This is a genomic window from Nocardia niwae NBRC 108934 = DSM 45340 (assembly GCF_001613465.1).
In the GTDB taxonomy this organism is placed as follows: Bacteria; Actinomycetota; Actinomycetes; order Mycobacteriales; family Mycobacteriaceae; genus Nocardia; species Nocardia niwae.
Map to the genome: position 1 here is coordinate 256791 of NZ_BDCK01000024.1, position 22681 is coordinate 279471.

Here is a 22681-nt window from a genome sequence, read left to right on the forward strand (position 1 = left end):
GTGGCGCCCCGCCTACGCAGCCGGGGCGCGGCCGCGGTGCGCAGCGGACCCATCGACGACATCTTCGCGGCGCTGGCCCGCCGCCCGGAGGTCGTCTCGTTCGCCGTCGGAGCACCGGATCCCACCCTGCTCCCGGCCGAGCTCGTCGCGACGCTCTCGCAGAACGTCATCGACCGATACGGCAGCGCCGTTCTCCAGTACGGCATGACCCGAGGATTCGCCCCACTCCTGGACGAAGCGCGAAACCTTGCGCGTAGTCGCGATATTCGGTGCCCGCACGATCGCTTGCATATCTCGACCGGCGGATCCGGCGCTTTGCACAACGTGTGTTTGGCGCTGCTCGATCCGCTGGACGTGGTGCTCGTCGAAACACCGACCTACGGCCCGGCTGTGAAGGAATTCCGCAGCCACGGCGCGACCGTCGTCGCGGTGCCGTGCGACGAATTCGGCATCCTGCCGGAAGCGCTCGAGCAGGCTCTGTCCCGATACGACGCGACTTTCGTCTACCTGCTGCCCACGTTCCAGAATCCCACCGGGCGGACGATGCCTGCCTGGCGGCGTGAACGAATAGCGGAGATCGTCGTCCGGCACGGCACGCTGATTGTCGAGGACGACGTCTACACCGACCTGCGTTACCGCGGCGTCGCACCGCCCGCGCTGTCGTCTTTCGCGCCGGACAACTCGGTCTACATCACGTCCCTGTCGAAAACTCTCGCTCCGGCGATTCGTGTCGGAATCACCGTCATGCCCGCGGACCTGCTGGAAACCGTGCTCGCGTTGAAGCAGGGCATCGATATGCAGACTTCGACGTACTGCCAGGCGATTGCCGCCGAATTCCTCGCCAGTCCGGCGGGCTCCACGCACCTCGCGCACGTCGTCGGCGCCTACTCGGCCAAGTTGGACGCCTTGACCGCCGCGCTCGGGCGGCATCTCCCGGCCGGGTTCCGGTGGACCGAACCCGAGGGCGGGATGTTCCTGTGGGTCGAGGGCCCGGCGGGTTTCGATGCCGACGCGGCCCTGACGGAGGCCCTGCGGCACGGGGTCGCGTTCCTGCCGGGAAGCGCCTTCTACGCCGACGACGTCGCCGGCCACCGCAACACGATGCGCTTGAGCTTCGCGAACGTGCCGCGCGACGACATCGAGCGGGGCATCGCGCTGCTGGGCGCCGTCTGCGGAGGCGCAGCATGACCACGCCGGGCCCCGCGCACGCCGACACCGAGCACGTCATGAGCGATCGGCATCCGATACTGGGCACATGGGAGGTCGTGGCCGACGGCGCTCCGTTCGGCTACCACGTCATGCAGTTCCACCCGGGCGGCACGATGCTGCAGTCGAACCCCGATCACGGCAACCGCGCCACCAGCGACAGCAACGGCATGGGCAGCTGGCGAGCCGACGGCTCTCGCGTCACCGGCGCGTTCCTGGAGTTCACCGTCGATCGAGCCGACCCCTCCGTCGTGCGCAAGGGAATCGTCGCCTTCGAACTCGACGTGACCGGCGACCGATTCGCCGGATTCGCCACGGCGACGTTCTACGAACTGTCCGGTGCGCCAACCGGCCCATCGGCGACGGCACGGCTGACCGGTGCGCGATTCGACGGCGTGGCCGCGCATCGCCGTGCGCTGGATCGCTCGGGAACCGTGTGATCGTCTGCCGCGAACGGCCCGGTCGAGCGAGGCCGTGCGGCGCACACCGGAGAGTGAACGGTGAATCGCGTTTCGTTCGCGATCGGGCGACGGCGGGGTCGAGGATGTGTGTATCGGCACCTCAGTGCCTAAGCTCGGGGTGTGCCAGGTAAACGAGATATCGCCACTCGACGCGAGTTGGCCGACGCCCCGGCGCCGGGCGGTGCGCAGGGCGGTACCGCGACGATCGCGCCGGTGCTCTCGTCGGTCGCCCAGGACTACCTGAAGGTCATCTGGACCGCACAGGAGTGGTCACAGGAGAAGGTGACCACCAAGTTGCTCGCCGAGCGGATCGGGGTCTCCGCCTCCACCGTGTCCGAAGCGGTCCGCAAACTCGCCGACCAGGGACTGGTCGAACACGCCCGCTACGGTGCGATCGCCCTGACTCCCGAGGGGCGCCGCGCCGCCGTCGCGATGGTGCGCAGGCACCGGCTCATCGAGACGTTCTTGGTGAACGAACTCGGTTACGGCTGGGACGAGGTGCACGACGAGGCCGAGGTACTCGAACACGCGGTCTCCGAGCTGCTGATGGCCAGGATCGACGCCAAACTCGGATACCCGGACCGCGATCCGCACGGTGATCCGATCCCCTCGGTGGACGGTGCGGTTCCCACTCCGCCCGCGCGCCAGCTCAGCGACTTCCACGCGGGCGAATCCGGCCGGGTCGCGCGCATCTCCGACGCCGATCCGGACATGCTGCGCTATTTCGACTCCGTCGGCATAGCCCTGGACACCACCATCGCGGTCGTGGAACGCCGCGACTTCGCGGGTACCATCGCCATCCGCATCGGCGCCACCGAGTCCGCCACCGATCTCGGGCGTCCCGCAGCCGAGGCCATCTGGCTCACCGCCTGACCGGTTCGCGCCGCGGACGCGCGGTCCGCGGTTGGCGCGCGGTATCGCGCGGACGCCTCCGCTCGGACCCGGTACCACCGGACGCTTCGGCTCGAACCCGGTCCCACCGAGGCTGGGGCGAAAGCCGCTTGGAGCCTGCCTGCTTGTTCTCCCATCCCTTCGGTCGCGGCTGCGGCGAGCCTCCGCGCCGACCAGTCGATCGCGCCGACAGGCGGCACGACGCGCGCACACAGCCGGTCGCGGACTATGCGAGGCTGAGGCCGGCACCCGGCCGCCGCAACGCCCTGAACGCTGTCGGCACGCACGACGGATCGCGATCAGCGAAGCCGGGGCCCGACGGTGCGCACGGCGGAGCGGTCAGCCGATTTCGGCCGTGGCGCCTCGTCGGGCCGACTCGGCCGCCCGCGCGGCGATGGCATCGGCGAGTTCGGCGGTGGTGCCCGTGCCGCCGAGGTCGGGAGACCGGACCTCCCCGGCGGCGAGGACGTCGCACACCGCTCGATCGATCGCGGCGGCCGCGGCGGACTCACCGAGGTGATCGAGCAGCATCGCGCCCGCGAGAATCTGCGCCACCGGGTTCGCGATGCCCTGGCCCGCGATGTCGGGGGCGCTGCCGTGCACCGCCTCGAACATCGAGGGGCCGGTGCGCTCGGGGTTGATATTGCCCGACGGCGCCAGGCCGAGCCCGCCGGTCACGGCTGCGGCCAGGTCGGAGAGGATGTCGCCGAACAGGTTCGAGCCCACGATCACGTCCAGCCGGTCCGGGTGCAGCACGAGTTCGGCGGCCAGCGCGTCGACATGCATCTGCCGCGTCCGCACCTGGGGGTACTCGGTCGCGATACGTTCGAAGACACTGTCCCAATAGGGCATCGAGTGGATGATCCCGTTCGACTTCGTCGCCGAGCACAACCGCCCGGACCGTTCGGCCGCCCGCTCGAACGCGTAGCGGATGATCCGCTCGCATCCGGCGCGGGTGAACACGGACTCCTGTAGCACGAATTCGTCGGGACGGCCCTCGTTGTGGATGCCGCCGATCCGCGAGTACTCGCCTTCGGAGTTCTCCCGCACGATGAGGATGTCCAGGTCGTCGGCGGTCCGGTCGCGCAGCGCCGACTCCGTGCCGGGCAACAGGCGCACCGGGCGCAGGTTGACGTACTGGCCGAAGGCCCGGCGCAGCGGAATCAGCAGCCCCCACAGCGAAGCATGGTCGGGCACACCGGGAAACCCGACGGCGCCGAGCAGGATGGCGTCGAAGCCGGCCAGCCGCTGCGGGCCGTCGGGCGGCATCATCGCCCCCGTGCGCAGATAGTTCTCGCAGGACCAGTCGAATTCGGTCCATTCCAGTCCCGGCAGCACGGCGTCGAGCACGCGCACCGCAGCCTCGGTGACGTCGACTCCGATTCCGTCGCCCGGGATGGTGGCGATGCGGTACCCGCTCACTGATGCTCCTTCACAGTCGCACTCCGATGTACTTGGTCTCCAGGAATTCATCGATCCCGGTCAGCCCGCCCTCGCGTCCGAGCCCGGACTCCTTGACACCGCCGAACGGCGCCGCCGGGTTCGACACCACACCCTGGTTGAGGCCGACCATGCCGGTTTCCAGTGCCTCGCACACCCGCAGTCCGCGCCGGAGGTTCTCGGTGAATACGTAGCTCACCAGTCCGTAGGGGGTGTCGTTGGCCCTGTTCACCGCCTCGTCCTCGGTGTCGAAGAGGCCGATCGCGGCGACCGGCCCGAAGATCTCGGTGTGGCACAGTTCGGCGTCGTCCGGGACGTCGATCAGGACGGTCGCGGGGTAGAAGGTGCCCGGTCCGGGCAGCGCGGTACCACCGGTGAGCACCGTGGCGCCACGGGCGCGGGCGTCGTCGACCAAGCGCTGCACCTTGTCGACGGCCTCGGCGTCGATCAGCGGGCCGACCACGACGTCCGGCTCGGTGCCCCTTCCCATCGGCAGGGCCGCCATCCGGTCGGCGAGCCTGCGCGCGAAGTCCCCGGCGACGCCGCGCTGTACGAGGATGCGATTGGCGGCGGTGCATGCCTGGCCGATGTTGCGCATCTTCGCCGCGAGCGCGCCCTCCACCGCCTCGTCCAAGTCGGCGTCGTCGAACACCAGCAGCGGCGCGTTGCCGCCGAGCTCCATCGACGTGCGCATCACCGTCCGCGCGCACTGCGCGAGCAGCTGTTTGCCGACCGCCGTCGAGCCGGTGAACGACAGCTTGCGCGAGCGGTCGTCCAGGATCAGCGGCGTCATCACCGCGGCCGGATCGGCCGTCGTGACGACGTTCACCACCCCGGCGGGAAGCCCGGCCCCGGCCATCACCTCGGCCAGCGCGAGCATCGAAAGAGGCGTCTGTTCAGCGGGTTTCACCACGCACGTGCAGCCGGCGGCGAGCGCGGGCGCGATCTTGCGGGCACCCATGGCCACCGGGAAATTCCACGGCGTGATGAGCAAGCTCGGCCCGACCGGCTGACGGGTCACGAGGAAACGCGAACCGCCGGTCGGTGCGGGCATGTACCCGCCGTCCAGCCGCACGGCCTCCTCCGCGAACCAGCGGAAGAATTCCGCGGCGTAGGCGATCTCGCCACGCGCCTCCGCCAGCGGCTTGCCCATCTCCAGCGTCGCGATCAGCCCGAGCCGGTCGGTGTCGGCCAGCAACGCGCGGTGCACGCGCATCAGCAGATCGCTGCGCTCGCGCGGCGGCGTGGCCGCCCAGTCCCGCTGCGCCGCGCACGCCGCGTCCAGCGCGGCGAGACCGTCGGCCGGATCCGCGTCGGCCACCGCGCACAGCACCGCACCGGTCGCCGGATCGAAGACCGGCAGCGTCCGTGCCGTCGCCCGCCATCGGCCTTCGATGAACAAGCCGCGCGGCACCGTGCCGATCGCCGCCCGTTCGGCTGCGCTCAGTGTGCTTTCGGTGAGCATGGTCGGTGGCTCCTTTTCGTCACCGCGCAGCGCTCGGCCATTGCTGCGACCCGTCGGGCCATGTTATGCATATTGTCGACAATCCGACAATAGACAGCAGTTTCCCTTCCACCCGCTCCGGGAGGCGAATCACCATGACCGAGCTCTCGCCCATCCTGAAACAGGCCACTCCGGTGACCGTCGACCACGGCGCGGGGTGCTATCTCTACGGCACCGACGGCCGCCGCTATCTGGACTTCACCGCCGGCATCGGCGTGACCAGCACCGGTCACTGCCATCCGACGGTGGTCGCCGCCGCGCAGGCGCAGGTGGCTTCACTGATCCATGGCCAATACACGACCGTGCTGCATCGTCCGCTGCTGGAGCTGACCGAACGGCTCGGCTCCGTACTGCCCGAAGGATTGGACGCGCTGTTCTTCGCCAATTCCGGCAGCGAGGCGGTCGAGGCAGCACTGCGGCTGGCGCGCCAGGCCACCGGACGGCCGAACGTCGTCGTCTTCCACGGCGGTTTCCACGGCCGCACCGTGGCCGCTGCGACGATGACCACCTCCGGTACCCGCTTCTCGGCCGGGTTCAGCCCACTCATGTCCGGGGTACACGTCGCGCCGTTCCCCACCGCCTACCGCTACGGCTGGAGCGAGCGGGAGGCCACCGCCTTCGCGCTGCGGGAATTGGACTATCTGTTCGCCACGCTGACCTCGCCCGCCGAGACCGCCGCGTTCATCGTGGAGCCGGTGCTCGGTGAAGGCGGGTACGTCCCGGGCAACACCGAGTTCTTCCGCGGACTGCGCGAACGCGCGGACCGGCACGGCATCCTGCTGATCTTCGACGAGATCCAGACCGGCTTCGGCCGCACCGGGAAGTTCTTCGGCCACCAGCACTTCGACGTGCGGCCCGACGTGATCACCATCGCGAAGGGGCTGGCCAGCGGGTTCCCGCTGTCCGGCATCGCGGCCTCGCGCGAGCTGATGGCGCGGGCGTGGCCGGGATCGCAGGGCGGCACCTACGGCGGCAACGCGGTGGCGTGCGCGGCGGCGATCGCCACGCTCGACGTCATCGAATCCGAAGGATTGGTGGACAACGCGGCCGCGCGCGGGGCACAACTGCTCGGCGGCCTGCGCGACAGCGCCACCAAGGCGATCGGCGACGTCCGCGGCCTGGGATTGCTCGCGGGCGCCGAATTCACCACGGCCACCGGCGAGCCCGACACCGCCACGGCCGCGGCCGCACAGCGTGCCGCCGTGGACAAGGGACTGCTGCTGCTCACCTGCGGCGCGCACATGAACGTGGTACGGATGATTCCGCCGCTGATCGTGACCGAAACGCAGATCGAGGACGCACTGGCGATCTGGTCCGAGGTGCTCGCCGAGTTGTGACTCGCGCACGTCACCCGTCCGTTGCGCCCGCTCGGCGGGCACCGATCAGGAAGCAGCACAGCATGGCCCGCTACATCACCATCACGCTCACCAAAGCGGCGGTCACCTGCCGCGCCCGTCTACTGGACGAGGAAGCGCCGCAGACCTGCGCTGCGGTGTGGAACGCCCTGCCGCTGGAAGGCGACGCCTTCCACGCCAAGTACGCCCGCAACGAGGTGTACACGTTGCTCCCGCGGGTCGGCGCGGCCCCGCATCGAGAGAATCCGACGGTCACGCCGATCCCCGGCGACGTATGCCTGTTCGATTTCGAGCCGTGGGAGATCGGCAATCCGGCTTACGGCTACGAACCCGGCTCCGCGGCCGAGCACGAGCGCGGCGCCACCGATCTCGCGCTGTTCTACGGCCGCAACAATCTGCTGATCAACGGCGACCTCGGCTGGGTTCCGGGCAATGTCTTCGCGACCGTCGAGGAGGGGCTCGCCGAGATCGCCACTGCGTGCAACACGCTGTGGCTGCACGGCGTCCAAGGCGAAACGCTCGCCTTCGCCCGCGACTGACGGCTACGACACAGAACTCGAGGGCCTGAGCCCGGTGCGATCCCGGACTCAGGCCCTTTCTGGTGGTCCGCTCGCGGTCAGGAGGCCAGCACGAATTCGGCGTAGCGGGCCACCGCGAGCACGAGATCGTCCGAGTGGCGGGGACCGACGATCTGCAGTCCGACCGGCAGACCCGCGCTCGTGGTACCCGCGGGGATGCTGATCGCGGGCTGCTGGGTGAGGTTGAACGGATAGGTGAAGGGCGTCCATTCGGGCCAACTGCGCAGGCCGCTGCCCGGTGGCACGTCGTGCCCCGCCTCGAACGCGGGGATCGGCACCGTCGGGGTGATCAGGACGTCGTAGTCGGTGTGGAACGCGCCCATCGCGATGCCGACCCGGGCCGCCACGTTGCGCGCGGCGAGATAGTCCACGGCGGACACGGTCTCGCCACGCTCCCAGACCGCACGCAGACCTGGGTCGACCTGTTCGCGGGCGCCTCGCGGGAAGCCGGACAGCATGGCGGCCGCGCCGGCGGCCCAGAGCAGTTCGAACGCCTCGCGCGGGTCCTCGAAACCCGGATCGGCGGCGCCGACCCGGAGTTCGGCGTCGGCCAGGCGCGCCACCGCCGCGTCCACGATCGCGGCGACCTCGGCGTCGAGGGTGGCGTAACCCAGCGTCGGTGAGTACGCCACGCGCAATCCCCGCACGTCGCGCTGCATTTCGGCGCGGAACACCGTGAGCGTGGGAGCCAGCGCGGTCGGATCGCGTGGATCGGGGAGCGACAGGATGTCCATCAGCAGCGCCGCGTCCTCGACGGTGCGCGTCATCGGACCCGCGTGCGCCAGGGGGCCGAACGGGCTCGCCGGAAACAGCGGAATCCGGCCGTAGGTGGGCTTGAATCCGACGATCCCGCAGAAGGCGGCGGGGATGCGCACGCTGCCACCGCCATCCGTGCCCACCGAGACCGGGCCGAGGCCCGCCGCGACGGCCGCGGCGCTGCCGCCGGAGGAGCCGCCCGCGGTGGTGGACGGGTCGGCCGGATTGCGGGTGACACCGGACAGCGGGCTGTCGGTCACCGCCTTCCACGCGATCTCCGGCGTGGTGGTCTTGCCGAGGAAGACCATGCCGTCCTCGCGCAGCCGCGCCGCCACCGGGCTGTCCACCGGCCACGGCCCGGCCGGGTCGATCGACGTGGATCCGCGCCGGGTGGGCCAGCCCTCGGTCAGGAACACGTCCTTGATGGAGATGGGCACACCGTCGAGCAGGCCTCTGGCATGCCCGGACTGCCAGCGCGCCTCGGACTCCTTCGCCTGCACCAAGGCACGATCGTGATCGACGAGACAGTAGGCGTTGAGCGCGCCGTCGCGATCGGCGATCGCGCGCAGGATCGCCTCGGTCGCCTCGACGGGCGACAGCGCGCCCGCCGCGTACGCGGAGACCAGTTCGACCGCGGTCATGGCGGTCGGGTCGGTGGGAAGGTTCTTGTCGGGGTAGCTCATGGATGGGCTCCTTCAGCCGGGCACGTACCCCAGCCTTTTGTCGACCACGTTGTCCAGCGGACGTCCGGCGATCCAGTTGTCGAAGTTCTCGGTGAACGCGTCGACGATCTCGGTGCGCCATCCGATGAAGTCACCGGAGTTGTGCGGGGTGATCCGGACGTTCGGCAGTTCCCACAGGGGATGATCGGCGGGGAGCGGCTCGGGGTCCACCACATCGAGCGCCGCCGCGGCGATCGATCCGGTGCGCAGCGCGGCGACGAGATCGTCGGTCACAACGAGTTCCCCACGACCGACGTTGACAAACCTGGCATGCGGTTTCATCGCGGCGAAGGCGGCGGCATCGAACATGTTCCTGGTCTGCTCGGTGAGCGGGGTGATCGCGACGACATAGTCGGCGCGGGCCAGCTCGGCGTGCAGGTCGGTGGTGATCTCGCCGAAATCGGGATCCGCAGCGCGCTCTCGCCTGCCCACCGCGCGCACGGACATCCCGACCGCGCGCAGCAACCGGGCGATGTGACGTCCGATCGAGCCGGTGCCGACGATCAGCGCCGTCGCCCCCGCGACCCGTTCGGATTCCCGATGCCGCCACTCGTGCCGCTGTTGCAGCAGCAGCGAGCCGGACAGGTCCTTGGCGAAACCGAGAATCTGTCCGAGTACGTATTCGGCGATCGCGGCGTCGAAGACGCCTCGGGTGTTGGTCACCACCACGTCGCTGGCCTGCAGCTCGGGAAACATCGCCGGATCGACGCCGGTCGACCCCATGTGCACCCAGCGCAGACGGTCGGCCGCGTGCCACGCGCCGGGCAGCGCACGCGTCCGGAAGTCGTAGACGAACAAGACCTCCGCTCCGGGCAGTGCGTCCGCCAATCCGGGTGCCTCGGTATACCGGAGGGTGGCGCGGCCTGCTACTCGGTCCATTCGTTCGGCGTCGGGCACACTGTCACTGTGCAGGACGACGACAATCGGGCCCTGTTCCACATTGACACACTAAGATGACATCGTATGATTGTCAACAATCCGATCGTGTTCGGAGGTCGTCCCGGCTGAGCGCGAGAGGGGCCGTAGTGGATCTGAGCTTTCCCGACCTCGAGGGGCCCGTTGCACAACGGGGTATCGGGATCATCGCACCGTTCGACCTCGCCCTCGAACGGGAGCTCTGGCGCTGGGCGCCGCTGGAGGTGAGCCTGCACCTGGCCCGCACCCCCTACGAGCCGGTCCCGGTGTCGCTGGAGATGGCCGAATTGGTTTCCGACGCCGCGCATCTCACCGCCGCCACCCGAAACGTCATGCACGTGGAGCCGGAAGTCGTCGCCTATCTGTGCACGTCGGGCAGTTTCATCAAGGGCCTCGCCTACGAGAAGTCGCTGCGCGACACCATCTGCCGGGCCGGGGCGCAGGACGCGGTCACCACCTCCGGCGCGCTGCTGGAAGCGATCCGTCATCTCGACCTCACCCGGATCTCGGTGCTCACCCCCTATGACGAGATCCTGACCCACCGGCTGCACGAGTTCCTCGCCGAAGCAGGATGCTCGGTGGTGCGTTCCGACCATCTCGGGCTCGGCGGCGGCATCTGGAAGGTCAGCTACCGCACGATCGCCGAACGCATCGTCGGCGCCGACGATTCCGACGCTCAGGCCGTCTTCGTCAGCTGTACCAACCTGCCGACCTACGACGTGATAGAGCCGCTGGAGCAGGCCCTCGGCAAGCCGGTGCTCACCGCCAACCAGCTGACCATGTGGGCATGCCTCGGCCGGATGAAGCTCCCGATGATGGGCCCGGGCAAATGGCTGCTCAACGTTTTCTGAAGGAAGAACTCCGAAGGAAGAACATCGCATGCACGCACCTACCGTCGGTTTCATCTACCCCGACCACGCGGCCGAGGACGACTACCCGCTCGCGGCGGCGGCCCTCGGCGCGCACCTGCCCGTAGCCCACATCTACGGCACCGATCTGCACGCCGTCCCCGAACTGCTGGAACTGGGCAGCCCGGAGAAATTGCGCCTCGGCGCCTCGCTGCTCGCCCGGCACCGCCCCGACGCGATCGTCTGGGCCTGCACGTCCGGCAGCTTCGTCTACGGACCCGCGGGCGCGCGCGACCAGGTGCGCGCGCTGGCCGAGGTCGCGGGCGTGCCGGCGACCAGCACCAGCATCGCGTTCGCCGACGCCGTGCACGCACTCGGATTGCGTACCGTCGCCGTCGCCGCCAGCTACCCCGACGAGGTCGCCCGGCTGTTCGTGGAGTTCCTCGCCGACGCGGACATCGACGTCGTCTCGATGTCCAGCGCGGGGATCGACACCGCGGCCGAGGTCGGCACCCTCACCCCGGCCCAGGTACTGCGGCTGGCGGCGGACAACGATCATCCCGGCGCGGAAGCGCTGCTCATCCCCGACACCGCGATGCACACCCTCGCGGTGCTGCCGGACCTGGAGGCTACGCTGGGCAAACCGGTGCTGACGGCCAATCAGGTCACGATCTGGGCGGGCCTGCGGCTGGCCGGCGCCGAGCCGGTCGTCGCCGGACTCGGCACCTTGTTCGCGGAAAGGCACATCGATGTCCGTCGTTGATTTCGAGCCGGTGAACCGGCAGTCGACCGCGGAGATGATCGCCGATCGACTCCGCGAGGCGATCATGCGCGGCAGTCTCGCGCCCGGATCGCAGCTCGGGGAAGCCGACCTCGCCGCGCGGTTCGCGGTCTCGCGCGGACCGGTACGCGAGGCGATGCAGCGCTTGGTGTCCGAGGGTCTGCTGCACAGCATCCGGCACCGCGGCATCTTCGTCATCGAACTGAGCCTCGACGATGTCGTCGACATCTACCGCGCCAGGACTGCGTTGGAAGGCGGCGCGCTGGAACTGATCCTGGACGGCCGCCGCCCGATCGCCTACGAGGCGCTCGGCCCCAGTGTCGAGGAGATGGTCGCGTGCGCCGAACGCGGCGACGCGGTGGGAGTATCGGAAGCCGACCAGGCCTTCCACGAGGCGCTGGTGGAGAGCGCGGCCAGTCCGCGGCTGGTACGGGCGGCCCGCACCCTGCTGATCGAGACGCGGATGTGCCTCGGCGCTTTGCAGACCACCTACCCGGACCTACGGGACCAGGCTCTCGAACACGTCGGCTTGCGCGAAGCGATCGCCACGGCCGAGCCCGAGCACGCCCGCGCGTTGCTCGTCGAGCACATGGACGACGCCGTGCAGCGCCTGCGCCACCAGATCGGCGGCTAGACCTGGGCACTCCATCGGGGACCAGTTCGATGACGCGAGCCCTGGGCAGTTCGCGTAGCTACCGGGACAGGAAGTCCAGCAGCGCACGGAATTCCGGCAGCGAGAGATAGCCGTCGCCATCGGTGTCGGCGGCGGCCAGCAACGCATCGGCCGGTTCGTCGATACGGCCCGCGCCGCAGTGACGGATCAGCGATTCGAGTTCCTCGACGGAGATGCGGCCGTCGCCGTTGACGTCGAACACCGCGAAGGCGGCGTCGGCGTCGGTCACTTCGATGCGTCCGCCCACCAGGGCGGCGTCGAATTCGGCTCGCGAGACCAGGAAGTCGCCATTGGTGTCGGCGGCCGCGACCAGCCGTTCCACCGCCGCCTCGTCGACCTCCAGGCCGAGCGCCCGGATACCCGCGGTGATGTCCTGCACCGACACGAGCCCGTCCCCGTCACGGTCCCACAGCTGGAACGTGTCCACCGGTCCATCACTCATGCTCGCTACCTTCGCCACCACTACCCGACCACAGCCGCCGCCACGACGACGACGCTCCCTACTGTACGGATTGCCTTGCGAGCGCGCGGGGCTCACGCCGCGTGGCATGGCACGGCACAGGCCCTTCCGTAGTCGCTCCTGCGTTCCCCGAGGCCACGACTGTGCTGCAGTGTGCCCCGTCCCGATCCGCCGGACACCTCCACGTGAGCGCCACGGAACGCCCGGCGACGCGAATCGCGTTTCCGCAGTGGGGTCGCCGCGCACCAACGGTGTGACTCAGTCCGCGGCGAGCGCACGGCGCCGCTTCTCGTCGGTGTCGGCGAGCCAGAAGTAGACCGGGGGAAGCACGAGTTCGACTGCGGTCAGAACAATCTGGAACCAGTGCGGCCAGCCGTGCACGGCGACCGAGATGAAGCGGGCCACCGCGCCGAGCAGGAAGACCCCGGCCAGCAGGCGCACCGCCGCCGCCGGTATCGGTGACTGCCGCACGGCCCAGATCCACGCGAGGCCGTACCCGACGAAGATCGCGCCGAAGAACCGGCTCTGGCTGTCGGCGGTCACTCCGGCCGAACCCATGTCGGGCACCGAGTCGACCCCGAGTGCCATATGCAGGATTCCGATCGCCACGCAGGCGACGCCCATCACCATGGACAGCCCTCTGAGCGCACTGGACATACATGCCTCCCCGGATGTACGCGGATGTTCGGCGGGCGCACCGGGACATCGGTCGCCGCCACTTAGTAGACGTTCGTCTACTTAGACCCTACGACGTGTAGTAGACACGCGTCAACTAAGCTCACGAGGTGACCCGCCGCCGCCTGCCCCCGGACGAGCGCCGCCGCGTGCTCCTCGACGCAGGCGCGAAGCTGTTCGCCGACCAGCCCTATGACGCGGTGCTCATGGAGGACGTCGCCGCCGAGGCCGGCGTGTCCCGCGCCCTGCTCTACCGCCACTTCCCGAGTAAGCGTGACTTGTTCGCGGCCATCTACCAGCTCGCTTCCGAGCAACTGCTGGTCGCGACCACGTTCGACGCCGAAGCACCCTTGGCCGATCAGCTCGCCGCTGGACTGGACACGCACTTCGACTACTTCGAGGCCAACGCCAACAGCGTGCTCGCGGCCAACCGCGTGCTGGCCGCCGACCCCACGATCCAGGCGATCATCGCGGGCGAACTCGGCGAACTGCGCGAACGCGTGCTCGACGCACTGCGACTGGAGGGGCCGCCGCGCGCCACCGTCTCGGCCATCCTGATGAGCTGGCTGACCTTCGTGCGCGTGCTCACCGTCGACTGGCTGGAGCACGGCGCACCGACCCGTGCCCAGATGCGCGAGATCTCACTCGGCGCGCTGCTCGGCGCCTTGCGTCCGGTCATCGACATCGAAGGTGATATCGCGGAAAGACCGTGAGAGCACCGATGCGCGTCGTGCAACGCGGCCCGGCCTTGTCCGATCGGCCCCTTGCCGAATGAGCACCCGGCTCGACCCGAGCGGGCACCTTCGCACGGAATCCGGGCAACGACCGGCAGCACAGAGGCATCCCACGGCCGTGACCAGCGGGATGCTGCGGCGGGCCGAAACCGTCGGACGGAGAGCGCTGCCGAGTCGAGTGGTTCGGCCCGGCTCTCGAATCCTCGTCCGCCCGTATCCGGTCGGAGCCGGAAACCGCGGCCCTTACAGATTCGCGGGGCGCACCACCATGACCGATGCCGCCCGCTTGCCGCTTTCCCTCACCAATGCGATCGCACGCCCTTCGGCGTCGATTGCCCCGTACACCCCGGCTATCCCGGCGGGCTCGAGCCAGCGGCCGTTGCGCAGGTCGTCGGCTTGCTTGTCGTCGATGTCCCGGAGCGGAAACGCGGTTCGGACCGCGGCGTCCATGTCGAGGCTCAGCGGCGGCACACCCGACTCCGCGGCGGCGGCCAGATCGTCCAGGGTGCGGGCGTGCTCGAGCGTGAAGGGGCCGACCCTGGTACGACGCAAGGCGGTCAAGTGGCCGCCGACGCCGAGCGCGGCGCCGAGATCCCTGGCCAGCGCCCGCACATAGGTGCCCGACGAGCACTCGACCACCACGTCCAGGTCGGTGAATTCACCGACGTCGCGCCGGGCGAGCACGTCGAACCGCGACACCGTGACCGGGCGGGCGGCCAATTGCACCTCTTCGCCCGCGCGGTGGCGGGCATAGGCACGCTCACCCTGGACCTTGATCGCGCTCACGGTGGCAGGCACCTGATCGATGTCGCCGGTCAATTCGACTGTGCGCGCGGCGATGTCGTCATCGGTGAGGTGCCCGGCCGGAGTCGTCGTGAGCACCTCGCCCTCGGCGTCGTCGGTGCTGGTGGCCTGTCCGAGCCGGACGGTCGCGGTGTACGCCTTGGTCGTCAAGGTGAGCAGTCCGAGCAGTTTGGTCGCGCGCTCCACGCCGAGCACCAGCACACCGGTTGCCATCGGGTCGAGGGTGCCCGCATGGCCGACCTTCTTGGTGTGCAGCAGCTTCCGGCATTTCGCGACGACGTCGTGGCTGGTCCAGCCGCCGGCCTTGTCGACGACGAGCAGCCCGCCGAGTCCGTCCATCAGACGTGCGCGATCGCGGTCAGGATGTACCCGTCGGTGATCAGCCAACGGCCCTCGAACGACAGCAGCGGCGTCCCGCCGTCGATGGTGTTCCCCGGCACCAGCAATTCGGTATGGAAGCTGCCGTGCCCGGAACCGGCGGCGCTGTCCTCGATCTCGAACGTGATGTGCGCGTCCTCGAAGCCCAACCAGCGCATCGTGAGCGGGAACCACGCCTTGTAGGTGGCCTCTTTGGCGCAGAACAGCAACCGGTCCAGGTGCAGCGGGGAATCGGTGGTCTTCAGCCATTCTCGTTCCGGCGGCAGGCTGACCGAGTCCAGGACGCCGTCGGGCAGGGTGGCGTGTGGCTCGGCATCGATGCCGACGGAACGAAACCGCAGCTTGTGCGCCAGCGCGGCGGCCTGATATCCGTCGCAGTGGGTCAGGCTGCCCACGACGCCGCGCGGCCACACCGGAACTCCGCGCTCGCCTTTGCCGATAGCCACCGGCTGCTCGCCGAGCTGCGTCAGCGCCAGCCGAGCGCAGTGCCGCGCGCCGATGAAGTCCCGGCGCCGCTTCTCCACCGACTTGGCGATGAGATGCTCCTCGGCGGGATGCGGCCGCAGATCCTCGGGGTACGCCCGCAGCTCGGCCGAGGCCACACCCGCAGGCAGAATGTTCTCGATCATCACCGACGAGCGTAGTCGAGCCGCACCCGGTGGGATCGCAGCGCCGTGCCCCGCGCATGGCCACGGCCGCACCGATATGCAGCGGGCAGTGGGAGTCCTACGCCAGCCCGCGCCGCTGCTGCGCCTTACTGCGCATCTCCGCGGCGGCGGCTTCCATCTCCGGCGTCAGCTGGAAGTGCCCGCCCCACTTGTTCAGCGTGCCCGGCGGATACTGCGGGGTCGGCAGGATCTGGCGCAGCAATCGCTCCGGCAGGCCGCGGCGCTGCCATTCGCGCGGGTAACCGAGCGAGACCTCCTCGAACCGGACACCGTCGTAGTGCGAGGTACGCGGGATGTGCAGGTGACCGTAGACCGAGCAGACCACGTTGTAGCGGGTGTGCCAGTCGGCGGTCAGCTCGGTACCGCACCACAGCGCGAACTCCGGGTAGAACAACACGTCGGTCGGCTGCCGCACCAGCGGGAAGTGGTTGATCAGGACGAGGGGGGTATCGGGTGCGAGCGCGTCGAGTTTGCGCTTGGTCACCTGCACCCGGGCATGACACCACGCGTCCCTGGTCAGGTACGGCTCCGGCGAGAGCAGGAACTCGTCGGTGGCCACCACGTTGCGCTCCCGGGCGATGGCCAGCCCCTCCGCCTTGGTCGTGGCTCCCTCCGGCAGGAACGAATAGTCGTACAGCAGGAACATCGGCGCCAGCGTGACCGCTCCGCCGTGCTCCTCCGCGCCCGCGCCCTGCCACACCGGGAAGGGATCCTCCGGCGTCAGGACGTCCAGATCACGGCAGATCGACACCAAGTAGTCGTAGCGCGCTACCCCGGCCATCTGCACCGGGTCCTTCGCCGTCGTCCACAACTCGTGGTTGCCCGGCACCCAGATGACCTTGGCGAACCGGCCGCGCAGCAGCTCCAGCGCCCACCGGATGTCCTCGGTCTTCTCGCCCACGTCGCCGGCCACGATGAGCCAGTCCTCCGGCGAGTCCGCCCTGATCTGCTCGACAACCGGCCGATTCCCCTGGTGCCCGACGTGAATGTCGCTCACCGCCATCAACTTGGGTATCACCACACCTACCTTGGCACATCCATCCGGATTCACGCGCACCGGCCGCGCCGGGTGTCGGTCACCTCGGCATCTCGGCGCCGGCCAGGGCCCACCGGCCCGACCGCGCCCGCCACGCGACGGCGACCAGCCGCATCATCATGAACGCGGCGAGGCCGGACCAGATTCCGGCCACGCCCCAGTCGAAGGCCAGCGACAACCAGATGGCGGGCAGGAAGCCGAGCAACGCGGCGCCGAGCGTGGTGGTGCGCAGATACGCCGCGTCACCCGCGCCGAGCAGCACACCGTCGAGGGCGAAGACGATCCCGGCCACCGGAATGAGCGCAACGAAGAACCACCACACCACGTGGGTGCGCTCGAGCACGCCGGGGTCGTCGGTGAACAGCACCGGGATCGCCACCGCTCCCGCCGCGAAACAGGCGGCTAGCCCGAGGCTGAAGATCTCCGACCAGCGGGTCACGCGCCGCGCGATCCCGCGCGCGCCGGTGACGTCGCCCGCGCCCAGCGCGGCGCCGGTGAGCGTCTGGGCGGCGATGGCCAACGCGTCCAGTGCCAGCGCCAGGAAGTTCCACAGCTGCAGCACCAGCTGGTGGGCCGCCACCGACGCGGCGCCGAACCGTGCGGCGACCGCCGCCGCCGAGACGAAGCACGCCTGGAAGGCGAAGCTGCGGACGATCAGGTCGCGACCGAGCACGAGTTGCGCCCGCATGACCGACCAGCTCGGGGCGAGGGAGACCCCCTCGTGAATCAGCGCGTGCAGGAACAGGACCGCGGTGACGATCTGACCCGCCACATTCGCCACCGCCGAGCCGGGCAGACCCAGGTGCGGGGCACCGAGAAGTCCGTGCACCAGAATCGGGCAAAGGATGCCCGACACCGCCAGCCCCGCGACCACATAGACCAGCGGCCTGCGCGTCTCCTGGATGCCACGCAGCCATCCGTTGCCCGCCATGGAGATCAGGATCAGCGGTACGCCCAGCAGCGCGATCCGCACCCAGCCCAGCGCTTCCTCCGCGATGTCGCCCCCGCCGGCGATGGCGCTGGTCACCGGCACGGCGCACACTTGGACCAGCAGCAGGATCGCGGCGCCGACAGCGATGGCGATCCAGGTGGCCTGCACGCCTTCGGCGACGGCTCCCCGGTGGTCGCCCGCGCCATGACGACGCGCCGAACGCGCGGTGGTGCCATAGGACAGGAAGGTGAGCTGCGAACTCGTCTGCGCCAGGATCAACCCGCCGACGGCCAGCCCGGCCAGCGCGAGCGCCCCGAGCCTGCCGACCACGGCCAGGTCGAACAGCAGGTAGATCGGTTCGGCGACCAGCACGCCGAGGGTCGGCAACGCGAGGCCGAGAATGCGTTTGGGACCGGCAGCGGCGGCACGGTCCAGATCGGCCGGGCGTGCGACCGGACCGGTGACCTCCGCGCCACCGGGACTCTTCGCGTTCACCAGCACCTCCCCTGCTCGGCCCGCGCCGAGTCCGCCGTCGCGCCGATCGTGGTCCCTCCCTGGCACGACCCACCGACAAACGCCGCGCGCGTCACCGGCCGCACCGTCACCGGCCGTGCCGACTTTCGAACGACGTCTTCAGAACTGCGCGGCCAAACCGAATCGCTTTCGCGCGGCGGCGTCTCGGCCGACCGCGACGCTGATGGCCGCGCCTTCCGGTGAACAACCGCGATCACGTCGGCACAGCCGAGGCCCGGAGGCCACCGGAACCGAGCGAAACGACCATCGGACGACCCAGCGATCGGAACCGAAACCGACTCCGGCCGTGCGAGGTTCGACACCCCCGGTCACCCGAGCGCGGCCAGCAGCGCACCGACCAAATCGTCGGGCGCGCCGTAGGCGGTGTAGCCGGCGGCGAAGCGGTGGCCGCCGCCGCCCAACCCTGTCGCCACCTCCGCTACGTCGACCCCGTCACCGGCGCACGATCCGCTGTCGCGCGAACGCAGCGACACTGTCCATCGATCCGGCACGACGCGAGATTGCTTGAATACCGCGGCGATTCCCGCCTCGGCGGTCGTACGCACGATATCGATCACGCTCTCGATCTCCTCCGACCGCACGTCATCGATGTCGTCGCGACGCACGAACGCGTACACCAGCCCCACACCACCACGGACCTCCGGAACCAGCTGCGCTGTCCCGAGCACCCGTGACAACATGGGCAGCCACCCGAACGGGTGGGTATCCATCAACGTGCGCGCGATCTCTGCGCCATCGATCCCGGTGGCCAGCAGCCGCTCCGCCAATTCGTGGGTACCCTGCCGCACCCACCGGAAGGAGCCGGTGTCGGTGACCAGTCCGGCGTAGAGGCAGTGCGCCACGTCCGCATCGATCGGCATGCCCCACGCGTCGAGCAACCGCGCGATCACGCTCGTGGTGGATTCGGCGGCGGGATCGACGAGGTTGATCGCGCCGAAGCGCGTGTTCGACCGATGGTGATCGATCACCATTGTCGTTGCGGCGCCGGGCAATCGGTCGGCGAGCGCGCCGAGCCTGCCTGCGCTGCCGCAGTCGACCGTGACGAGCAGATCGACCTCGGCACGCACGTCGGCGGGCGCCACCAGATGCCGCACGCCGGGCAGCGACCGCATCGATACGGGCAACTCCGCCGGTTCGGCGAACGACACCTGCACCGGGATCCCGCGCCGGTGCAGGACCAGCGCCAGCGCGAGACCACTTCCAATGGTGTCCGCATCGGGCTGCACATGGCAGACGATGGTCACCGAGCGCGCGGCGTCCAGCGCCGCCACGGCCGCGTCCAAACCGGCCGTTTCCCGCATCGTCGTCATCGACTACCGCATGTCACTCGTCGCCGTCGCGTTCGACCTTGTAGGGGTCGGCGTCGCCCGCGTGCCTGGCGGTTGCGGCCACCTTGGCGACCGCGTCGTCCGCGGCCCGCGCCTTGGCGAGCAGTTCCTCCATCTGCCGTGCCGCGTCGGGCACGGTGTCCAGTACGAATGCCAGCGTGGGGGTGAACTTCACCCCGGTTCCCGCGCCCACCTTGGAACGCAGGACGCCCTTGGCCTTCTCCAGTCCGGCCGCCGCACCCTCGTAATCCGGTTCGGCGTCGAGGGTTTCGCCCATCACGGTGTAGTACACCGTCGCCTCCCGGAGATCGCCGGTGACCTTGGCGTCGGTGACGGTCACGAAACGCAGCCGCGGGTCCTTCACCTCGTATTCGATCGCGGTCGCGACGATCGAGGAGATCCGCTTGGCGAGTCGGCGTGCCCTGGCTTGGTCCACCATGGCCGTTTCCTCCTCACTATCAACTCTGTTCGGTGGCGGTCGTCGCGTGGCTCGGTGCCGCCACCCGAGCTCCGTCGCTGCGCCGCGGTCAATCCTCGGGACCGAAGATTCGGCGGCGCACCGCCAGCAACTGTAACTCCGGACGGGCCGCGACGTGCCGTTCACATCTGTCCAGCACCTCGGTCAGGTGATCCATGCCCGCACTGACCATGGCCACGCCCAGCAGCGAGCGACGGTATAGATCGTGTTCCCCACCTTCGGCGGCACTCACACCGAAACGCTGCAATTCGGCCAGAATCGGCCGGATCACCGAGCGCTTCTGTTTCAGCGAATGCACGTCGCCGAGCAGCAGGTCGAACTCCAGTGCACCCAGGTACACCCATACCCTCCCCAAGTCAGGAAGACCGGCCGGACGCCGCGCACTTCGCGCGGCGTCCGGCCTCGTCTCGGTCTATCAGTCGCGCGGCTTCTCGCGCAGCTCGTAGGCCTCGATGATGTCGCCTTCCTTGATGTCGGAGTAGGTGACCGTCATACCGCACTCGTAGCCGTCGCGGACCTCGGTGACGTCGTCCTTCTCCCGGCGCAGCGACGAGATCGTCATCGTCTCGGCGATCACCACGTTGTCCCGGAGCAGGCGCGCCTTGGCGTTGCGCTTGACCGAACCCGACGTGACCATACAACCGGCGATGTTGCCGATCTTCGACGAACGGAAGATCGCCCTGATCTCGGCGCGCCCCAGCTCGACCTCTTCGTAGATCGGCTTGAGCATGCCCTTGAGGGCCTTCTCGATCTCGTCGATGGCCTGGTAGATCACCGAGTAGTACCGGATGTCGACGCCCTCGCGGTTGGCCAGCTCGGTGGCCTTGCCCTCGGCGCGGACGTTGAATCCGATGATGATCGCGTTCGACGCCGACGCCAGGTTGACGTTGGTCTCGGTGACGCCACCGACGCCGCGGTCGATCACCCGCAGTCGTACCTCGTCGCCCACCTGGATCCCGAGCAGCGCCTCTTCGAGGGCCTCGACCGTACCGGAGTTGTCGCCCTTGAGGATCAGGTTCAGCTCGCTGGTTTCCTTCAGCGCGGCATCCAGATCTTCCAGGCTGATCCGCTTGCGGCTGCGTGCGGCCAGCGCGTTGCGCTTGCGCGCGTTGCGCCGGTCGGCGATCTGCCGAGCGATCCGGTCCTCGTCGACCACGAGCAGGTTGTCACCGGCGCCCGGCACCGACGTGAAGCCGACGACCTGGACCGGCCGCGACGGCAACGCCGCCTCGACGTCCTCGCCGTGCTCGTCGACCATCCGGCGCACTCGGCCGTAGGCGTCTCCCGCCACGATCGAGTCGCCGACCCGCAGGGTGCCGCGCTGGATGAGCACGGTCGCCACCGGGCCCCGGCCGCGGTCGAGGTGCGCCTCGATAGCCACACCCTGCGCATCCATGTCCGGGTTCGCCCGCAGGTCCAGCGCCGCGTCCGCGGTCAGCAGGACCGCCTCGAGCAGCGCGTCGATGTTGATGTTCTGCCTGGCAGAGATATCGACGAACATGGTCTCGCCGCCGTATTCCTCAGCGACCAGGCCGTACTCGGTGAGCTGCTGACGAACCTTCTGCGGGTTCGCGCCTTCCTTGTCGATCTTGTTGACCGCCACGACGATCGGCACGTCGGCCGCCTGCGCGTGGTTGATCGCCTCCACCGTCTGCGGCATGACGCCGTCGTCGGCGGCGACCACCAGGATCGCGATGTCGGTCGCCTTCGCACCGCGGGCACGCATGGCGGTGAACGCCTCGTGACCGGGGGTGTCGATGAAGGTGATCAACCGGTCCTCGTCGCCGAGGTGGGTGAGCACCTGGTAGGCGCCGATGTGCTGGGTGATGCCACCGGCCTCGCCCTCGCGGACGTTGGCCTTGCGAATGGTGTCCAGCAGTCGGGTCTTACCGTGGTCTACGTGACCCATGACGGTCACCACCGGAGGACGCTGTTCGAGGTCTTCCTCGCCGCCCTCGTCCTCGCCGTAGGTGAGGTCGAACGACTCGAGCAGCTCGCGGTCCTCGTCCTCGGGGCTGACCACGTGGACGACGTAGTTCATCTCGCTGCCGAGCAGCTCGAGCGTCTCGTCGTTCACCGACTGGGTCGCGGTGACCATCTCACCGAGGTTGAACAGGGCCTGTACCAGCGCGGCCGGGTTCGCGTCGATCTTCTCCGCGAAGTCCGACAGCGAGGCGCCGCGGGCGAGCCGGATGATCTCGCCGTTGCCGCGCGGCAGCCGCACGCCGCCGACGGCGGGCGCCTGCATCGAGTCGTACTCTTGCCGCTTCTGCCGCTTCGATTTGCGACCACGCCGAGGCGCGCCACCGGGACGGCCGAACGCGCCGGCCGCGCCACCGCGGCCACCGGGACCACCCGGGCGACCGCCGCCACCGCCACCGCCACCGGGACGACCGCGGAAGCCACCGGCCGCACCGCCACCGGCGCCGGGCGCACCGGTACCCGCACCGGGAGCGCCACCGCCACCGCGGTAGCCACCGCCGCCGCCACCGGGACGACCCGCACCGGCGCCGCCGGGACGGCCG

At 69.4% G+C, this 22681-nt stretch carries 23 protein-coding genes; 9 read left to right on the forward strand and 14 right to left on the reverse strand.

Going from position 1 to position 22681, the window contains the following annotated elements; translation table 11 throughout:
- The 3 genes from NNI01S_RS17595 (at window position 1) to NNI01S_RS17605 (ending at window position 2540) form a co-directional block, all read left to right on the forward strand.
- Complete coding sequence (locus NNI01S_RS17595) at window positions 1-1188, forward strand: aminotransferase-like domain-containing protein (RefSeq protein ID WP_063021237.1); 1188 nt, start codon at window positions 1-3, stop codon at window positions 1186-1188.
- A complete protein-coding gene (locus tag NNI01S_RS17600; RefSeq protein ID WP_174554416.1) occupies window positions 1185-1646 on the forward strand; it encodes a hypothetical protein in 462 nt (153 codons plus the stop codon). Before NNI01S_RS17595 ends, NNI01S_RS17600 begins: the two co-directional genes overlap by 4 nt.
- Before the next feature lie 225 nt (window positions 1647-1871).
- A complete protein-coding gene (locus NNI01S_RS17605; protein ID WP_174554426.1) occupies window positions 1872-2540 on the forward strand; it encodes a metal-dependent transcriptional regulator in 669 nt (222 codons plus the stop codon).
- A 357-nt stretch (window positions 2541-2897) separates the two neighbouring features.
- On the opposite strand, the gene NNI01S_RS17610 is transcribed toward NNI01S_RS17605, so the two are convergent.
- Complete coding sequence (locus NNI01S_RS17610; RefSeq protein WP_439956136.1) at window positions 2898-3980, reverse strand: tartrate dehydrogenase; 1083 nt, start codon at window positions 3978-3980, stop codon at window positions 2898-2900.
- 10 nt (window positions 3981-3990) lie between these two features.
- Window positions 3991-5463: an NAD-dependent succinate-semialdehyde dehydrogenase gene (locus NNI01S_RS17615; protein ID WP_174554418.1), complete on the reverse strand. Its 1473-nt coding sequence runs from the start codon at window positions 5461-5463 to the stop codon at window positions 3991-3993.
- A 134-nt stretch (window positions 5464-5597) separates the two neighbouring features.
- Between NNI01S_RS17615 and NNI01S_RS17620 the strand changes: the two genes are divergently transcribed.
- Together NNI01S_RS17620 and NNI01S_RS17625 are read left to right on the forward strand one after the other, a co-directional pair.
- Window positions 5598-6839, forward strand: coding sequence for an aspartate aminotransferase family protein (locus tag NNI01S_RS17620; RefSeq protein ID WP_063021167.1), 1242 nt, complete (start codon window positions 5598-5600; stop codon window positions 6837-6839).
- A gap of 62 nt (window positions 6840-6901) precedes the next feature.
- Entirely contained in the window at window positions 6902-7396 is a 495-nt protein-coding gene (locus NNI01S_RS17625) for a DUF3830 family protein (protein ID WP_063021168.1), read from the forward strand.
- A gap of 77 nt (window positions 7397-7473) precedes the next feature.
- Here the strand turns inward: NNI01S_RS17625 and NNI01S_RS17630 are convergent, their stop codons facing one another.
- Together NNI01S_RS17630 and NNI01S_RS17635 are read right to left on the reverse strand one after the other, a co-directional pair.
- Window positions 7474-8874 carry an amidase gene (locus tag NNI01S_RS17630; RefSeq protein WP_084488913.1) on the reverse strand — a complete coding sequence of 467 codons (1401 nt, stop codon included), beginning with the start codon at window positions 8872-8874 and terminating at the stop codon, window positions 7474-7476.
- A 12-nt stretch (window positions 8875-8886) separates the two neighbouring features.
- Window positions 8887-9852, reverse strand: coding sequence for a D-2-hydroxyacid dehydrogenase (locus tag NNI01S_RS17635; RefSeq protein ID WP_063021169.1), 966 nt, complete (start codon window positions 9850-9852; stop codon window positions 8887-8889).
- Window positions 9853-9938: 86 nt separating this feature from the next.
- On the opposite strand from NNI01S_RS17635, the gene NNI01S_RS17640 reads away from it, so the two are divergent.
- The 3 genes from NNI01S_RS17640 to NNI01S_RS17650 are packed head-to-tail and all read left to right on the forward strand — an operon-like array spanning window position 9939 to window position 12091.
- A complete protein-coding gene (locus tag NNI01S_RS17640) occupies window positions 9939-10679 on the forward strand; it encodes a maleate cis-trans isomerase family protein (protein ID WP_063021170.1) in 741 nt (246 codons plus the stop codon).
- Window positions 10680-10707: 28 nt separating this feature from the next.
- Entirely contained in the window at window positions 10708-11439 is a 732-nt protein-coding gene (locus NNI01S_RS17645; protein ID WP_063021171.1) for a maleate cis-trans isomerase family protein, read from the forward strand.
- The gene (locus NNI01S_RS17650; RefSeq protein ID WP_063021172.1) at window positions 11426-12091 is read left to right on the forward strand and encodes a GntR family transcriptional regulator; all 666 of its coding nucleotides are present in this window, start codon (window positions 11426-11428) and stop codon (window positions 12089-12091) included. Before NNI01S_RS17645 ends, NNI01S_RS17650 begins: the two co-directional genes overlap by 14 nt.
- 58 nt (window positions 12092-12149) lie before the next feature.
- Here the strand turns inward: NNI01S_RS17650 and NNI01S_RS33645 are convergent, their stop codons facing one another.
- Together NNI01S_RS33645 and NNI01S_RS17660 are read right to left on the reverse strand one after the other, a co-directional pair.
- On the reverse strand, window positions 12150-12572 hold the full coding sequence (locus tag NNI01S_RS33645) for an EF-hand domain-containing protein (RefSeq protein WP_063021241.1): 423 nt from the start codon (window positions 12570-12572) through the stop codon (window positions 12150-12152).
- A gap of 276 nt (window positions 12573-12848) precedes the next feature.
- A complete protein-coding gene (locus NNI01S_RS17660; RefSeq protein ID WP_063021173.1) occupies window positions 12849-13247 on the reverse strand; it encodes a DUF4345 domain-containing protein in 399 nt (132 codons plus the stop codon).
- Between the two features lie 128 nt (window positions 13248-13375).
- Here NNI01S_RS17660 and NNI01S_RS17665 point away from each other — a divergent pair, with 128 nt between their 5' ends.
- Complete coding sequence (locus tag NNI01S_RS17665) at window positions 13376-13978, forward strand: TetR/AcrR family transcriptional regulator (protein ID WP_063021174.1); 603 nt, start codon at window positions 13376-13378, stop codon at window positions 13976-13978.
- Window positions 13979-14242: 264 nt separating this feature from the next.
- Here NNI01S_RS17665 and truB read toward each other — a convergent pair whose 3' ends face one another.
- The 8 genes from truB to infB form a co-directional block, all read right to left on the reverse strand.
- Window positions 14243-15142, reverse strand: coding sequence for a tRNA pseudouridine(55) synthase TruB (gene truB / locus NNI01S_RS17670; protein ID WP_063021175.1), 900 nt, complete (start codon window positions 15140-15142; stop codon window positions 14243-14245).
- On the reverse strand, window positions 15142-15810 hold the full coding sequence (gene npt, locus NNI01S_RS17675) for a 4'-phosphopantetheinyl transferase Npt (protein WP_063021176.1): 669 nt from the start codon (window positions 15808-15810) through the stop codon (window positions 15142-15144). Before npt ends, truB begins: the two co-directional genes overlap by 1 nt.
- Window positions 15811-15907: 97 nt before the next feature.
- The gene (locus NNI01S_RS17680; protein WP_157114836.1) at window positions 15908-16867 is read right to left on the reverse strand and encodes a metallophosphoesterase family protein; all 960 of its coding nucleotides are present in this window, start codon (window positions 16865-16867) and stop codon (window positions 15908-15910) included.
- Window positions 16868-16925: 58 nt separating this feature from the next.
- Window positions 16926-18251: an MATE family efflux transporter gene (locus NNI01S_RS17685; RefSeq protein WP_063021243.1), complete on the reverse strand. Its 1326-nt coding sequence runs from the start codon at window positions 18249-18251 to the stop codon at window positions 16926-16928.
- A 407-nt stretch (window positions 18252-18658) separates the two neighbouring features.
- Window positions 18659-19660 (reverse strand): DHH family phosphoesterase, encoded by a 1002-nt coding sequence (locus tag NNI01S_RS17695; RefSeq protein WP_157114837.1) that lies wholly within the window; start codon window positions 19658-19660, stop codon window positions 18659-18661.
- A 13-nt stretch (window positions 19661-19673) separates the two neighbouring features.
- Window positions 19674-20117: a 30S ribosome-binding factor RbfA gene (gene rbfA / locus NNI01S_RS17700; protein WP_063021178.1), complete on the reverse strand. Its 444-nt coding sequence runs from the start codon at window positions 20115-20117 to the stop codon at window positions 19674-19676.
- An 88-nt stretch (window positions 20118-20205) separates the two neighbouring features.
- Window positions 20206-20496 (reverse strand): DUF503 domain-containing protein, encoded by a 291-nt coding sequence (locus tag NNI01S_RS17705; protein ID WP_039799368.1) that lies wholly within the window; start codon window positions 20494-20496, stop codon window positions 20206-20208.
- A gap of 75 nt (window positions 20497-20571) precedes the next feature.
- A partial coding sequence (infB, locus tag NNI01S_RS17710; RefSeq protein ID WP_084488939.1) for a translation initiation factor IF-2 occupies window positions 20572-22681 on the reverse strand: 2110 nt, incomplete at its 5' end.